The sequence below is a fragment of the Aureimonas populi genome, from assembly GCF_017815515.1.
GTDB classification, from domain to species: domain Bacteria; phylum Pseudomonadota; class Alphaproteobacteria; order Rhizobiales; family Rhizobiaceae; genus Aureimonas; species Aureimonas populi.
This window is the reverse complement of the sequence record NZ_CP072611.1, coordinates 3,777,522-3,791,630: the sequence shown is the minus strand read 5'-3', so window position 1 is coordinate 3,791,630 and position 14,109 is coordinate 3,777,522. Positions and strand designations below refer to the sequence as shown.

The following is a 14,109-nucleotide window of genomic DNA, read 5'->3' as shown; positions in this document are numbered from 1 at the left end:
GCTCAGGATTGCGTGCCCGCGCCTTCGGGGCAGCAAGATGGCTCGGCGAAGCTGGCGAACAGCGCGCTCAGCATCGGTTCGCCGACGCTCAGGATGTCGAACTCCTTCTCGCTGCGAAGCCACTGGTTGATCAGCCCCGCCATGCAGGCGACATGGGCGAGCGCCGCCGAATCCGGGGTCCAGCGCGAGGACAGCAGCCCGCGCTCCGACGCGTCCAGAAATATGGCGCGCACGACATTGTGAACGTCGCTGTCGGCGGAACGCATCCGGGCAAGCACCTCGCCCATCTCCCCCACATACTCGCAACGCAGGAGCATGATGGAGCAGATGCGCTGCGAGCGCTCGTTGGAGGCCAGATAGCGCAGGGCGTCCAGCGAGATGTCGAGAATCCGCTGGAAAGGGTCGTTCGAGCCGGCCGCCTTCATGAAGGCGGCCATGTATTCCTGCGGCAGGCGGCCGCGCTCCTGCATCGCCTCGAACAGGGCGGCCTTGTCGGCGAAATGCCAGTAGATGGCCCCGCGCGTGAGGCAGGCCGCGCGGGCGATGTCGTTGAGCGTCGCGGCCGACACGCCCTTTTCGTGGAACACCGCCTCCGCGGCGTCGAGAAGCGCCTCCCGCGTCTCCAGTGCTGCTGACTTCGTGCGACGCAATTTCGCGGCTCCCTCGTTGCAAAGATTTATACATGTATGTATGTTGCGCGGCAATACGTAGTCGTGGAGCCGGGTCCGCATTGCGGGGCCGCCTGATACGTCTCGTCCTCTTTCGGGTGCCTTTCATGTCAGCGTTCCGTCCGGCTCGCCTTTTCGCCGCCGCCCTATCGCTCGCGTTTCTCGCCGGTTGCCAGGAGCAGGAGCCTGCGGCGCAAGCCCAGCAGGCCGCGCCTCCGCCCTCGCCGGTGGGCATCGTGGAGGTGAGCCTCGAGTCGATCCCCGTCGTTTCGGAGCTTCCGGGTCGCATCTCGCCCACGCGCATCGCAGAGGTTCGGCCCCGCGTGGGCGGCATCGTGCTGGAGCGTATCTTCGAGCAGGGAATCGATGTGGAGGAGGGTGATCCGCTCTTCCGGATCGATCCGGTGACCTTCGAGGTGCAGGTGCAGGCTGCCGAGGCCAGCGTGGCGCGCGCCGAGGCCGTCTTGCGGCAGGCGACGCAGGAGGCCGAGCGCACCCGCACTCTTGTGCAGCGCAACACGCTGGGCACGGCGAACCTGGAAACGGCCGAGGCCGCGCAGGCGCAGGCGCAGGCCGATCTGGCCTCCGCCCAGGCCAACCTTCGCACTGCCCAGATCAATCTCGACTACGCCACCGTGCGCGCGCCCATCTCCGGGCGTATCGGCCGCGCACTGGTGACTGAGGGCGCGCTGGTGAGCGCGACGGGCACCGAGGCGTTGGCCACCATCCAGCAGCTCGACCCCGTCTACGCCGATATCCAGCAGCCGGTCGCCGAACTGCTGCGCCTTCGCGAGGCGCTGCGCACGGGCGCGCTGACCGAGATCGAGCCGGACGTGGCGCAGGTGAAGCTGATGCTCGACGACGGCAGCGAGCACCCGCATACGGGCCGGCTCCTGTTCTCCGAGGCCACGGTGGAGCCCACCAGCGGCCAGGTGACGCTGCGCGCCGAATTCCCCAATCCCGACGGCACCCTGCTTCCGGGCATGTATGTGCGCGTGGCGGTGGAGCAGGGCGTGGACCAGAACGCCATCGCCGTGCCCAACCAGTCGCTTCAGCGCGACACGGCCGGGCGCGCGTTGCTCTATATCGTGAACGCCGAGAACGTCGTGGAGGCGCGGCCCGTCATGGTGGCACGCGAGGTCGGCAATCGCAGTGTGATCTCGCAGGGCCTTTCGGTGGGTGAGCGCGTCGTCGCGGACGGCTTCCAGAAGACCGGTCCGGGCGCCACAGTGACGCCGGTTCCGTGGGAAGGCGGCGTGGGCGAGTCCGCCAGCGCCCCGGCCGAGGGCGGAGAGCAAGCCCCCGCGGCCGCGCCCGCCGAGGAAGCGCAGCCGGAAGAGCCGGCGGCCGAAGCCGAGACGCCGCCGGCCGAGGGCGAGAGCGAGGCCGAGAACACGCAAGGGGACGCTGTGCCTTCGCCCACGCCCCGCGCCGAAGCCGCACAGTAAAGGCCGCCTCCGATGCCTCGTTTCTTCATCGATCGGCCCATCTTCGCATGGGTCATCGCCATCTTCATCACGCTCGCCGGCGTCCTGGCACTGCCCAGCCTGCCGGTGTCGCAATATCCGAACGTCGCGCCGCCTCAGATCACGATCTCGACCGCCTTCCCCGGCGCCTCGCCCGAGGACCTCTACCTCCAGGTCACTCAGCCGATCGAGGAGGAGCTGAACGGCATCGAGGGCCTGCTCTATTTCGAGTCCACCTCGGAAGCGACGGGCGCGGTCTCCATCACCGTCACCTTCGAATCGGGCACCGACGTCTCGCAGGCCGTGGTGGATACGCAGAACCGGCTGCGCCGCGTGGAATCCTCGCTGCCGCAACAGGTTATGCAGCAGGGCGTGCTGGTGGAGGAGGCCGGATCGAGCTTCCTGATGGTGATCTCCCTCGTCGCCGAGGAGAACAGCGAGTACGACGCGGTCGCGCTCGGCGATTACATCACGCGCAACGTCCTGAACGAGGTGCGGCGCGTCGAAGGCGTGGGCCGGGCGCAGCTCTTCGCCTCCGAGCGCGCCATGCGCGTGTGGATCGACCCTGACAAGCTCGTCGGCCTCAATCTTTCCGTCGACGACATCACGGCGGCCATCACGCAGCAGAACGCCCAGGTCGCGGCCGGTTCCATCGGCGCCCAGCCCAACCCCGTGAGCCAGCAGACCACCGCCACGATCCTCGTGCAGGGCCAGTTGCGCACGCCCGAGGAGTTCGGCGCGATCGTCCTGCGCTCCAACGCCGATGGGGCCCTGGTGCGCCTGTCGGACGTGGCGCGCGTGGAGGTGGACGCGGAAAGCTACAACTTCAACACCTTCCTGAACGGCCAGCCCTCGGCGGCCATCGGCGTGCAGCTCTCGCCCACCGGCAACGCGCTGGACACGTCGGCGGGCGTGCGGGAGGTCATGGAGCGCCTCGCGCCGCTGTTCCCTCAGGGGGTGAGCTACGCCATCCCTTACGACACGACGCCCTTCGTCTCGGCCTCGATCCAGACGGTGATCATGACGCTGATCGAGGCGGTCGTGCTCGTCTTCATCGTGATGTTCGTGTTCCTGCAGAACTTCCGCTACACGATCATCCCCACCCTCGTGGTGCCGATCGCGCTGTCGGGCACGCTCGCGGTCATGTTGATCGCCGGCTTCTCGGTCAACGTCCTGACGATGTTCGCCATGGTGTTGGCGATCGGCATCCTCGTCGACGACGCCATCGTGGTGGTCGAGAATGTCGAGCGTATCATGGCCACGGAAGGGCTGCCCCCCAAGGAGGCGACCCGCAAGGCGATGGACCAGATCACCGGCGCCCTCATCGGCATCGTGCTGGTGCTGACCTCGGTGTTCATTCCGCTTGCCTTCTTCCCGGGCTCGGTGGGCATCATCTACCAGCAGTTCTCGCTGACGATGGCGACCTCCATCCTGTTCTCGGGCTTCCTCGCCCTGTCGCTCACCCCGGCGCTGTGCGCGACCTTCCTGAAGCCGATCAAGGCGGGCCACGGCCACGCCAAGCGCGGGCCCTTCGGCTGGTTCAACCGCGGCTTCGACAAGACGACGCGCGGCTACACCTCCGGCGTGGGCTACGTCATCGCCCGGACCGGCCGGTTCATGGTCGTCTATCTGGCGCTGCTGGCGGGCCTTGGCTGGTTCTACGTGCAGATCCCCTCGGCTTTCCTGCCGCAGGAGGATCAGGGCTTCCTCATCGCCAACTTCCAGGGGCCGGCGGGCTCGACGGCCAACCGGCTGCGCGAGGTGACGTCAGAGGCGGAAGAGTTCATCCTCTCCCAGCCGGGCGTCGCCAACATGGTGACGATCCAGGGCTTCTCCTTCTCCGGGCAGGGGCAGAACTCGGGACTGGCCTTCATTACGCTGGACGACTGGGACGAGCGCGGCCCGGCCGAGAGCGCGGACGCGCTGGCCGGCACGATCACCATGCGCCTGCTCCAGTTCCGCGACGCCATCGCCTTCGCCTTGTCGCCCCCACCCATCCAGGGCCTGGGCAACACCGGCGGCTTCGCCTTCCGCCTGCAGGACAGGGCCAATAACGGCACTGCCGCGCTCCTGGCGGCGCGCGACCAGCTCCTGGCCGGCGTGCAGCAGAGCCCGATCCTGGGGCAGGTGAACTTCGAGGGCCTGCCCTCGGGGCCGCAATTGATGCTGGAGATCGACCGCGAGAAGGCCAATGCCTTCGGCGTGACCTTCGCCGACATCAACCAGACCATCTCGGCCAGCCTCGGCTCGTCCTATGTGAACGACTTCCCCAATGCCGGGCGCATGCAGCGCGTGACGGTGCAGGCGGAGGAGCGCACGCGCATGAGCATCGACGGCGTGCTGAACCTGAACGTGCGGAACGCGCAAGGGGGCATGGTGCCGATCTCGGCCTTCGCCACGGCTGACTGGACGCTCGGCTCGGCGCAGATCGTGGGCTATAACGGCTATCCGTCGGTCCGCCTCTCGGGCGATGCGGCACCCGGCTACTCCTCCGGCGCGGCGATCGCGGAGATGGAGCGTCTGGCGGGCGAACTGCCAGCGGGTTTCGCGTTCGAGTGGACGGGGCAGTCGCTCCAGGAAATCCAGTCGGGCAGCCAGGCGCCGTTCCTGATCGCCCTGTCGATCCTGTTCGTCTTCCTGTGCCTTGCGGCGCTGTATGAAAGCTGGTCGATTCCGCTGTCGGTGATGCTCGTCGTGCCGCTCGGCATCATCGGCTGTGTGGCGGCCGTGCTCCTGAGAGGCCTGTCCAACGACGTCTACTTCATCGTCGGCATCATCACGATCGTGGGGCTTTCGTCCAAGAACGCCATCCTCATCGTGGAGGTCGCCAAGGACCTGATGATAGAGGGGATGGGCCTGATGGAGGCGACGCTCGAGGCCGCGCGCCTGCGCTTCCGCCCGATCCTGATGACCTCGCTGGCCTTCACCATGGGCGTCCTGCCCATGGCCATCGCTACCGGCGCCTCGGCGGCCAGCCAGAACGCCATCGGCATCACGGTGATCGGCGGCATGATCGCCGCCACGGTGCTGGCCATCTTCTTCGTGCCCGTCTTCTTCGTCTTCGTCCTGCATTGGACAGGCATGGGGGCGAAGCTGGAGAAGCGCGCGAGGGAGAACCCGCACGGCCATTCCCCGCAGCCGCCGCAGCCGGAGGCACATCCGGCGCCGGCGGAATAGAGACCAAGGAAAAGGGGCCCTCGCGGCCCCTTTTTTCTTGCCTGCTTGTCGCGGCCTCCGCGCCATCCCATTTGAGCGTGCTACGGATTTCGCTTTGCGGATGAGCGCCGGAGGGTCTATGAGCCCGCCGGCGTTCACCGCGCGGCCCGGCCGGCCAGGAGCCGGCTCCGCCGCCGAACGTGCCGCCAGCCGGGAAGAGAGCCGGCCCCCACGGCGTCGCCCCCTCTCTTCGAGACCCATGACCCATGTCGGTCGATCCAGTCATCGCGCCGGGAGCCGGGGGCGTCGCGCCCCGGCCCGCAGCCGCGTTCGCGCCTCTCGTCGTCGGTTGCATCGGCGTCGTCTACGGCGATATCGGCACCAGCCCGCTCTACGCCTTGCGCGAGGCGCTGCTCCATGCGGGGGAGGACGGGCTCGAGCCCGAGGAGGTGGTGGGGATCGTCTCGCTCCTCCTCTGGACGCTGACGCTGACCGTCTCGGTCAAATACGTCTCGCTCGTGCTCAAGGCCGACAATAACGGCGAGGGCGGTGTCCTGTCGCTGATGGCGCTGGCGCAGCGCTTCTGCGGGCGCACCGGGGCGCTCCTGTTCATCGGCATCCTGGCGGCCTCGCTCTTCTACGGCGATGCCATCATCACGCCGGCGATCTCCGTGCTTTCGGCAATGGAGGGCCTGCGGCTCGTCTCGCCGCAATTGGCAGGCGCCGCCCTGCCGCTGACGCTGGCGATCCTGACGGGGCTGTTCGCCGCGCAGACTTTCGGCACCGCGCGCATCGCACGGCTGTTCGGCCCGGTGACGATCCTGTGGTTCCTCGTCCTGGGCGGGCTCGGGCTTGCCCATATCGGCGACGAGCCGGCGATCCTGGCGGCGATCAACCCGCTCGCGGCGCTCGGCTTCGTCGCCGATCACGGGCTGACGGCGCTGGCGATCCTGGGCACCGTCTTCCTGGCGGTGACGGGGGCCGAGGCGCTCTATGCCGATCTCGGTCATTTCGGCCGCGCGCCGATCCGCTTCGCCTGGGGCACGCTGGTCTTCCCGGCGCTGGCGCTCAACTATCTGGGGCAGGGGGCACTGATCCTCTCCGACCCCGGGGCGGTGGAGAACCCGTTCTTCCTGCTCGCGCCCTCATGGGCGCTCGCCCCGCTGGTGATCCTGGCCACGCTGGCCACCGTCATCGCCGCGCAGGCGGTCATCACAGGCGCCTTCTCGCTCACCCATCAGGCCATCCAGCTCGGGCTGCTGCCACGCATGGAGGTGCGCCATACGTCGGACGAGCATGCGGGCCAGATCTATATCCCGAGGGTGAACTTCCTGATCTATCTCGGCGTCGTCGGCCTCGTCCTGTTCTTCGGCTCCTCGGGCGAACTGGCCGGGGCCTACGGCATCGCCGTCGCGGGCAACATGATGGCGACCTCCATCCTGGCGGTCATCGTCTTTCGCCAGGCATGGGGATGGGCGGTGCCGCGGATCGTGCTCGTCATGGCGCCCATCGTGGCGCTGGAGACGCTGTTTCTAGGCGCCAATCTCACCAAGATCGCCGATGGCGGCTACGTACCTGTGGGGCTGGCCGTGGTGCTGCTTGTGGTGATGGGCACCTTCGTGCGCGGCACGCGGCTGGTCGCCGACAAGGCGCAGCGCGACGCCGTGCCGATGGACAGGCTGGCCGCGATGCTGGAGCGCTCCCCGCCGGCCACCGCGCGCGGCATGGCCGTGTTCATGACGGCCGACCCGCAGGTCGCGCCCTCCTCGCTCCTGCACAATCTGAAGCACAACGGTGTGCTGCACGAGCGGAACCTGATCCTCACGGTGCGCACCGCCGACCGCCCGCGCGTGGGCGAAGGCGAGCGCCTGCGGATCGAGCCGATCAATGCGCGGTTCAGCCTCGTCACCGTGACCTTCGGCTATATGGAGGAGCCCAACGTGCCCGCCGCGCTGGCGCTGGCGCGGCGCAAGGGGCTGGCGTTCGAGATCATGTCCACCTCCTTCTTCCTGTCGCGCCGCTCGTTGAGGGCGCTTCCGGGGCGGGGAATGCCGAACTGGCAGGACCGTCTCTACATCGCGCTTAACGGGCAGGTCGCCGACGCCACGCAGTTCTACCGCCTGCCCACCAACCGCGTGGTGGAGATGGGCCAGCAACTCGCGATCTGATGGACAAGCGCCCCATGCCCGGCTAACGCGGGGCACGGAAAGCCTCTCGGAAGGATGTGCCATGGCTCTGAAGGTCGCGGTCCAGATGGACCATGTCTCCTCGATCACCATCAAGGGCGATTCGACCTTCGCCCTGTGCCTGGAAGCGGAACGGCGCGGCCACCGGCTCTTCCACTACACGCCCGACCGCCTGAGCTTCCGCGACGGCGTGGTCTCGGCGCGCGTGGAGACGATGAAGCTCCAGGAGGAGCAGGGCCGGCACTTCACGCTCGGCCAGCCGGAGCGCACCGACCTCTCCACCATGGACGTGGTGCTCCTGCGCCAGGACCCGCCCTTCGACATGAACTACATCACCTCGACGCACCTCCTGGAGCGCATCCACCCCCGGACGCTGGTGGTCAACGACCCCGCCTGGGTGCGCAACATGCCCGAGAAGATTTTCGTCACCGAGTTCCCCCATCTCATGCCGGAGACCCTGATCACCAAGGACCCGGAGGAAGTCGCCGCCTTCCGCGCCGAGCATGGCGAGATCGTCATGAAGCCGCTCTACGGAAATGGCGGGGCGGGCGTGTTCCACCTGACGCGGGAGGACCGCAACCTCTCCTCCTTCATGGAGACCTTCGCGCTCCTGTTCCGCGAGCCCTTTATCGTCCAGCGCTATCTGCCGGACGTGCGCAAAGGCGACAAGCGCATCATCCTCATCGACGGGGAGCCGGTGGGCGCGATCAACCGCGTGCCGTCCGAGACGGACGCGCGCTCCAACATGCATGTGGGCGGGCGCGCGGAGGCGACGGAGCTGACGGACCGCGAGCGCGAGATTTGCGAGGCCATCGGCCCCGCGCTGAAGCAGCGGGGCCAGATCTTCGTGGGCATCGACGTGATCGGCGACTATCTCACCGAGATCAACGTCACCTCGCCGACCGGCATCCGGGAGGTGAAGCGCTTCGGCGGCGCCGATATCGCCAGCCTCTTCTGGGATGCGGTGGAAGCCAGGCGCTGAGCCTGCGGTTCTTGAACGCTCGATGAACGGGGCGTTCCGGGATCGTTCGGTTTGCGCGTGCCATTTTGGCGTCAAGCTCATCGGAGGGAGACACCCCATGCTGAACAGAACGCTCATCCGCTCGCTGGCGCTGGCCGGGGCGCTGATGGTTCCGGCCATCGCCTCGGCGGCGCCGGCCATCGCCACGACCAACGTCAATTTGCGCTCGGGCCCCTCCACCGCCTATCCGGCGGTGGACGTGGTGCGCGGCGGGGCCGCCGTGGAGGTTCACGGCTGCCTGTCGAACCGCTCGTGGTGCGACGTCACCTATCGCGGCTATCGCGGCTGGATGTCGTCGAACTATCTCGCACAGACCTATCGCGGCACCCGCTACAGCGGCCCGCGCTTCGTGGAGCGTGTGGGGCCGCCGGTCGTCAGCTTCTCCTTCGGCAATTACTGGGACCGCCATTACCAGGGCCGCTCCTTCTACCGCGACCGTGAGCGTTATCGCTCCATTCACGACGGCCCGCGCCGGGGCGACTGGAACCGACGCGACGACCGCCGCCCCGACTGGCGTGAGCGCGACGACCGGCGCGGCGAGTCGCATCGCCGCGATGACGACCGGCGCGGCGGCTGGGATCGCCGGGACGACGACCGGCGTGGCGATAATCGCGGGCGGGACGACCGCCGCTGGGAGGACCGCCGCGATCGGTAAGATTTTACCTTTTCGCAAGCTTTGAGGAAAACGGCGGGCCGGGGGCGATTCGTTCCCGGCCCGTTCTTGTTTCGATCCCGCGAAACGTCTAGCCTTGCGCGTGAGGCGTGTGCGCGTTGGGTTCGGCACGCCGGCAGGGCGAGGTGGCATCATGATCGCGCGGGTCGCAACCGTGGCGTTCCAGGGCGTCGAGGCGGTTCCCGTCGATGTCGAGGTGATGGTGGCGCCCGGCAAGATGGGCATGCAGATCGTGGGCCTTGCCGACAAGGCCGTGACGGAGAGCCGGGAGCGGGTGCAGGCCGCGCTGCACGCCTCCGGCCTGTCCATGCCGCCCAAGAAGGTGACGGTCAATCTGGCGCCCGCCGACCTGCCCAAGGAGGGCAGCCATTACGACCTGCCCATCGCGCTCGGGCTGATGGCTGCGCTCGACGCGATTCCGGCCGATGCGCTCTCCGGCTTCTGCGTGATCGGCGAATTGTCGCTGGACGGAACGCTGGCGCCCGTGGCCGGCGCGCTTCCGGCGGCGGTGGGCGCCAATGCGCGGGGCCTCGGCCTGATCTGCCCGGCGGCCTGCGGTCCGGAAGCGGCCTGGGCCAGCCCCGACATGGCCATTCTCGCTCCTCGCAGCCTCATCCAGCTCGCCAACCATTTTCGCGGCACGCAGGTTCTCGGCCGGCCCCGGCCGGCCATCCGCGAGGATGCGGCGGCGATGCCCGATCTCGCCGATATCAAGGGGCAGGCGGTGGCCAAGCGCGCGCTGGAAGTGGCGGCGGCCGGCGGGCACAATCTCCTGATGGTCGGTCCGCCCGGTTCCGGCAAGTCCATGCTGGCCGCGCGACTGCCCTCGCTCCTGCCGCCGCTCGGCCCAAGCGAGCTTCTGGAAGTGTCGATGATCGCTTCGGTGGCGGGGGAACTGCCGGGCGGCCGCCTTTCGGACCGCCGGCCCTTTCGCGCGCCCCATCACTCGGCTTCCATGGCCGCCCTGGTCGGCGGCGGGCTGAGGGCGCGGCCGGGGGAGGTGTCGCTCGCCCATCGCGGCGTTCTCTTTCTCGACGAGTTTCCCGAGTTTTCGCCAGCCGTGCTCGATTCGCTGCGCCAGCCGCTGGAATCGGGCGTGAGCGTCATCGCGCGCGCCAACCATCGCGTCTCCTATCCGGCGCGCTTCCAGCTCGTGGCGGCGATGAACCCCTGCCGCTGCGGCATGGCCGGCGAGCCGGGCCATAGCTGCGCGCGGGGCCCGCGCTGCGCGAGCGACTATCAGGCCCGCCTCTCGGGCCCGCTGCTGGACCGCATCGATCTGCGGGTGGAGGTGCCGGCCGTGACGGCGGCGGACCTCATCCGCCCCGGCGCCAGCGAAACCTCGGCCACGGTGAAGGCGCGGGTGGAACGGGCGCGCGCCATCCAGAGCGCGCGCTTCACCGCGCTGGCCACGCCGGGCATCGGCTGCAACGCGGAATGCCCGGCCGCGCTGGTGGAGCGGATCGCGATGATGGATGAAAGCGGGCAGGCGCTGCTCAGCGAGGCGGCGGAGCGCATGAAGCTCTCGGCCCGCGCCTATCACCGCATCCTCAAGGTGGCGCGCACGCTGGCGGATCTGGAGGGCGAGGCGGCCGTGCGGCGCGTGCATCTGGCCGAGGCGATCTCCTACCGCATGGCGGGGGAGCGTTTGCGGAACGCGGCGTGAAGGGCAGGCGAATCGGCGGGGCCACCGCCTCGCGTGCCTCGCCCCTCAGGCGTCCTTCCTTTCTCCGATCCTGGCCAGGATCGCGGCCGCCTGGGGCAGGTCGCGCAAGGGGCGCTGTGGGCGAGGGCCGATCTGCTCGATGATATGCCCGGCGGCGATGGCGCCGAGCGCGGCGCAGTCGGCATGGCCAAGGCCGGCCGTGTAGCCGCGCAGGAAGCCCGAGGCGAAGAGGTCGCCGGCCCCGGTGGTATCGAGCAGCCGCTCGACGCGGCTTGCCGGGAAGGCCTGGCGCTCGGCGCCCTTCACCACGACGCAGCCCTTTTCGGAGCGGGTGACGATGGCGAGACGGTGGGTGTCGGCGCCGATCTTCTCCAGCGCCTCCTCGAAATCCTGCGTCTCGTAGAGCGACAGCGCCTCGGCCTCGTTGGCGAAGACGATGTCGACCTTGCCCGAGCGCATCAGTTCGAGGAACTCCGCGCGGTAGCGCCCCACGCAGAAGGCGTCCGACAGCGTCATGGCCACCTCGCGCCCCGCCTCATGGGCAAGCTGCGCGGCCTTGACGATGGCCGCCTTGGCGCTCGGCTGGTCCCAGAGATAGCCCTCGAAATAGGTGACGCGCGCGGCCGCCACGATGGCGGGGTCGATATCCTCGGGCGTCAGCTCGGTGCAGGCGCCCAGATAGGTGTTCATCGAGCGCTCGCCGTCCGGCGTGACGAAGATCATCGAGCGCGCGGTGGGCGGGTCGCCCGCAAGCGGGGCGCTTTCGAAATGGACACCGAGCGCGTGGATGTCGTGCGCGAAGATGCGGCCCAGCTCGTCGTTCGAGACCTTGCCGAAATAGGCGCCCGTGCCGCCGAGGCTTACCAGCCCGGACACCGTGTTGCCGGCGCTGCCGCCCGACATCTCCACCGCCGGCCCCATCGCGTCGTAGAGCTCCAGCGCGCGATCCGTGTCCACGAGCGTCATCGCGCTTTTCTGGACCTTCAGGCGAGCCAGTGTCGCCTCGTCGGTCTGCGAAATGATGTCGACGATGGCGTTGCCGATGGTGAGAACGTCGAAGGTCTGCATCCGGGCCCTTGAGATCCTGCTGCGCTACAGGAAGCGCATTACCCGGCGCGGGCGCAAAAGGCGAGCGGCAAGCGCCGGCATTGTGGCGGGGCCGCGCCGGCCCTATCTCGGCACCAGCCCACCGGGAGCCCGCCGCCGATGATCTTCACCGCCGCCCGCCTTGCCTTGACGGACATCTTCTCCCAGCCCTTCCGCGCCGCGCTGTGGAAGACGCTGGGGCTGACGGCCGTCGTCCTGATCGCCCTCTGGTTCGCGGTGCGCTGGCTCTTCGAGGTGGTGGCGATCCCCTTCTTCGCCAATTTCGCGCCCGACATGCCGGCCTGGGTGGACAATGCCGGCACCTTCGCCGGCTGGGCGGCCTCCATCGCGCTCGCCTTCCTGCTGGCCTTCCTGATCGCGCCCGTCTCTGCGGTGATCGCCGGGCTGTTCCTCGACGACGTGGCGAAGGTGGTGGAGGAGCGGCATTATCCCGCGAGCCCCAAGGGCCGGGCGATGGATTTCCTGCCGGGGGCGATCCTCTCCCTGAAGTTCTTCGGCATCGTGATCCTCGGCAATCTCGTCGCCTTCCTGCTGCTGTGGGTGCCGCTGGTGAACGTAGCCGCTTTCTTCGTGGTGAACGGCTATCTCCTGGGGCGGGAATATTTCGAGTTCGCGGCCCTGCGCTACCGGCCGGAAGAGGAGGCGAAGGGACTTCGCGCGCGCTACGGGGCCTCGGTTTTCCTCGGCGGGCTTCTGCTGGCGGCCTTCCTCGCGGTGCCGGTGCTGAACCTGTTGACGCCCCTCTTCGCCGCCGCCTTCATGGTGCATCTGCACCAGCGCGTCTCGGCGCGCGAAGGCGGGCTCGCGCTCAGCCGCCCGGACGCGTCGCCCCCGGTGGAAGCGGCTGCGGACCCGGCCCTCGATCGGGCAGGGCGATAAGCTCGGCCGGCACGTCGTTCCACTTCTCGTCGGCCCTGCACAGATCGGCGATGATGCACACGGCGCAGTCCGGCTTGCGCGCCTTGCACACGAAGCGCCCATGCAGGATGAGCCAATGGTGGGCGTGGCGCAGGTAGCCCTCCGGGATGATCTTCAGGAAGCCGCGCTCCACCTCTTCCGGCGTCTTGCCGGGGGCGATCTTCAGGCGGTTGCCGATGCGCTGGATATGGGTGTCCACCGCCAGCGTTTCCTGCCCGAAGGCGGTGTTGAGAACCACGTTGGCGGTCTTGCGCCCGACGCCTGGCAGGCTCTCCAGCGCCTCGCGCTCGCGCGGCACCTTGCCGCCATACGCATCGCGCAGGATTTCCGAGAGGCGCTGCACATTCCGGGCCTTGTTGCGGTAGAGGCCGATGGTCTTGATCGCCTCGCGAATCTCATCCTCCCCCAGCGCGGCCATGGCGGCGGGGTCGCTGGCGCGCGCAAAGAGCGGTCCGGTCGCCCGGTTCACGCCCATGTCCGTCGCCTGGGCGGAGAGGACGACGGCCACGAGAAGGGTGAAGTCGTTCACATGCGCCAGTTCCGGGGCGGGGTTGGCGCGCTGGACGGCGAAGCGGCGGAAGATTTCTGCAATCTCCTCGGCCGAATAGGGGATTTTCGGCGCGCGTGCTGCGGTCTTGCGCTTCACCGCCGCCGCGATCCTCGCGTTTTTCGTCATGCGCCGTCCGATTTCGACTTCATTTCGCCCGCATCTGCCATACCCTCGCATCCGGCCCCGCAAAAGGCGAAACACGGATGCGCCGATGACTTCCGCCCCCCAACAGGACGCGCCCATCTTCAGCGCGCTGCTCACGCCCTACCGCTCGCTCGGCCGGAAGGGCTTCAACCGGCTGATGATCGGGCTCGGCCTCGTCAGCGCGGCGCTGGGCGCCGGCTTCGTCGCGAAGGGCGCATGGCCGGTGATCGGCTTCTTCGGGCTCGATGTCCTCATCCTTTGGCTCGCCTTCCGGGCCAGCTACCGCTCCGGCCGGGCGCGCGAGGAGGTGAGCGTGACGCGCACCGAACTCCTGATCCGCAAGGTCTCGCCGGCGGGCAAGGTGCAGGAGGCGCGCTACAACCCGTTCTGGACGCGGTTCCTCGTCAGCCGGCACGAGGAGATCGGCGTGACCGGCATGGCGGTGACGGGCAAGGGCCGCACGACGGAGATCGGCGCCTTTCTCAATCCCGCCGACCGCGAAAGCTTCGCGGTCGCGTTCGGGCGGGCCCTGTCCACCGCGCGGCGCGGCTGAA

Annotated in this window: 11 protein-coding genes; 8 read left to right on the top strand and 3 right to left on the bottom strand. The window is 68.6% G+C overall.

What is annotated here, in order from left to right:
• Positions 1–2: 2 nt before the first annotated feature.
• A complete protein-coding gene (locus J7654_RS18080) occupies positions 3–650 on the bottom strand; it encodes a TetR family transcriptional regulator (RefSeq protein WP_209737212.1) in 648 nt (215 codons plus the stop codon).
• A gap of 125 nt (positions 651–775) precedes the next feature.
• Here J7654_RS18080 and J7654_RS18075 point away from each other — a divergent pair, with 125 nt between their 5' ends.
• The 6 genes from J7654_RS18075 to J7654_RS18050 all read left to right on the top strand — a co-directional run bounded on the left by J7654_RS18075 (position 776) and on the right by J7654_RS18050 (position 10,836).
• Positions 776–2,116 (top strand): efflux RND transporter periplasmic adaptor subunit, encoded by a 1,341-nt coding sequence (locus J7654_RS18075; RefSeq protein ID WP_209737211.1) that lies wholly within the window; start codon positions 776–778, stop codon positions 2,114–2,116.
• 12 nt (positions 2,117–2,128) lie between these two features.
• Complete coding sequence (locus J7654_RS18070) at positions 2,129–5,311, top strand: efflux RND transporter permease subunit (protein ID WP_209737210.1); 3,183 nt, start codon at positions 2,129–2,131, stop codon at positions 5,309–5,311.
• Between the two features lie 245 nt (positions 5,312–5,556).
• Positions 5,557–7,458, top strand: coding sequence for a potassium transporter Kup (locus tag J7654_RS18065; RefSeq protein WP_209737209.1), 1,902 nt, complete (start codon positions 5,557–5,559; stop codon positions 7,456–7,458).
• A gap of 61 nt (positions 7,459–7,519) precedes the next feature.
• Positions 7,520–8,458, top strand: a complete 939-nt coding sequence (gshB, locus tag J7654_RS18060) for a glutathione synthase (RefSeq protein ID WP_209737208.1) — start codon at positions 7,520–7,522, stop codon at positions 8,456–8,458.
• Positions 8,459–8,555: 97 nt separating this feature from the next.
• The gene (locus J7654_RS18055; RefSeq protein ID WP_209737207.1) at positions 8,556–9,152 is read left to right on the top strand and encodes an SH3 domain-containing protein; all 597 of its coding nucleotides are present in this window, start codon (positions 8,556–8,558) and stop codon (positions 9,150–9,152) included.
• Positions 9,153–9,303: 151 nt separating this feature from the next.
• The gene (locus J7654_RS18050) at positions 9,304–10,836 is read left to right on the top strand and encodes a YifB family Mg chelatase-like AAA ATPase (RefSeq protein ID WP_209737206.1); all 1,533 of its coding nucleotides are present in this window, start codon (positions 9,304–9,306) and stop codon (positions 10,834–10,836) included.
• Positions 10,837–10,881: 45 nt separating this feature from the next.
• On the opposite strand, the gene J7654_RS18045 is transcribed toward J7654_RS18050, so the two are convergent.
• Complete coding sequence (locus J7654_RS18045) at positions 10,882–11,904, bottom strand: adenosine kinase (protein ID WP_209737205.1); 1,023 nt, start codon at positions 11,902–11,904, stop codon at positions 10,882–10,884.
• Positions 11,905–12,042: 138 nt separating this feature from the next.
• Here J7654_RS18045 and J7654_RS18040 point away from each other — a divergent pair, with 138 nt between their 5' ends.
• Positions 12,043–12,822: a sulfate transporter family protein gene (locus tag J7654_RS18040; RefSeq protein ID WP_209737204.1), complete on the top strand. Its 780-nt coding sequence runs from the start codon at positions 12,043–12,045 to the stop codon at positions 12,820–12,822.
• Here the strand turns inward: J7654_RS18040 and nth are convergent.
• Complete coding sequence (gene nth / locus J7654_RS18035; protein WP_209737203.1) at positions 12,752–13,537, bottom strand: endonuclease III; 786 nt, start codon at positions 13,535–13,537, stop codon at positions 12,752–12,754. The two genes, J7654_RS18040 and nth, sit on opposite strands and share 71 nt — an antisense overlap.
• An 85-nt stretch (positions 13,538–13,622) precedes the next feature.
• Between nth and J7654_RS18030 the strand changes: the two genes are divergently transcribed.
• On the top strand, positions 13,623–14,108 hold the full coding sequence (locus J7654_RS18030) for a DUF2244 domain-containing protein (protein ID WP_209737202.1): 486 nt from the start codon (positions 13,623–13,625) through the stop codon (positions 14,106–14,108).
• The last annotated feature ends 1 nt before the right edge of the window (position 14,109 follow it).

Excerpts from the sequence above, each read along its gene's own strand:
- J7654_RS18070 (WP_209737210.1), top strand. The coding sequence starts at position 2,129 with ATGCCTCGTTTCTTCATCGATCGGCCCATCTTCGCATGGGTCATCGCC.
- J7654_RS18040 (WP_209737204.1), top strand. The coding sequence starts at position 12,043 with ATGATCTTCACCGCCGCCCGCCTTGCCTTGACGGACATCTTCTCCCAG.
- J7654_RS18055 (WP_209737207.1), top strand. The coding sequence starts at position 8,556 with ATGCTGAACAGAACGCTCATCCGCTCGCTGGCGCTGGCCGGGGCGCTG.
- gshB (WP_209737208.1), top strand. The coding sequence starts at position 7,520 with ATGGCTCTGAAGGTCGCGGTCCAGATGGACCATGTCTCCTCGATCACC.
- J7654_RS18075 (WP_209737211.1), top strand. The coding sequence starts at position 776 with ATGTCAGCGTTCCGTCCGGCTCGCCTTTTCGCCGCCGCCCTATCGCTC.
- nth (WP_209737203.1), bottom strand. The coding sequence starts at position 13,537 with ATGACGAAAAACGCGAGGATCGCGGCGGCGGTGAAGCGCAAGACCGCA.
- J7654_RS18050 (WP_209737206.1), top strand. The coding sequence starts at position 9,304 with ATGATCGCGCGGGTCGCAACCGTGGCGTTCCAGGGCGTCGAGGCGGTT.
- J7654_RS18030 (WP_209737202.1), top strand. The coding sequence starts at position 13,623 with ATGACTTCCGCCCCCCAACAGGACGCGCCCATCTTCAGCGCGCTGCTC.
- J7654_RS18065 (WP_209737209.1), top strand. The coding sequence starts at position 5,557 with ATGTCGGTCGATCCAGTCATCGCGCCGGGAGCCGGGGGCGTCGCGCCC.
- J7654_RS18045 (WP_209737205.1), bottom strand. The coding sequence starts at position 11,904 with ATGCAGACCTTCGACGTTCTCACCATCGGCAACGCCATCGTCGACATC.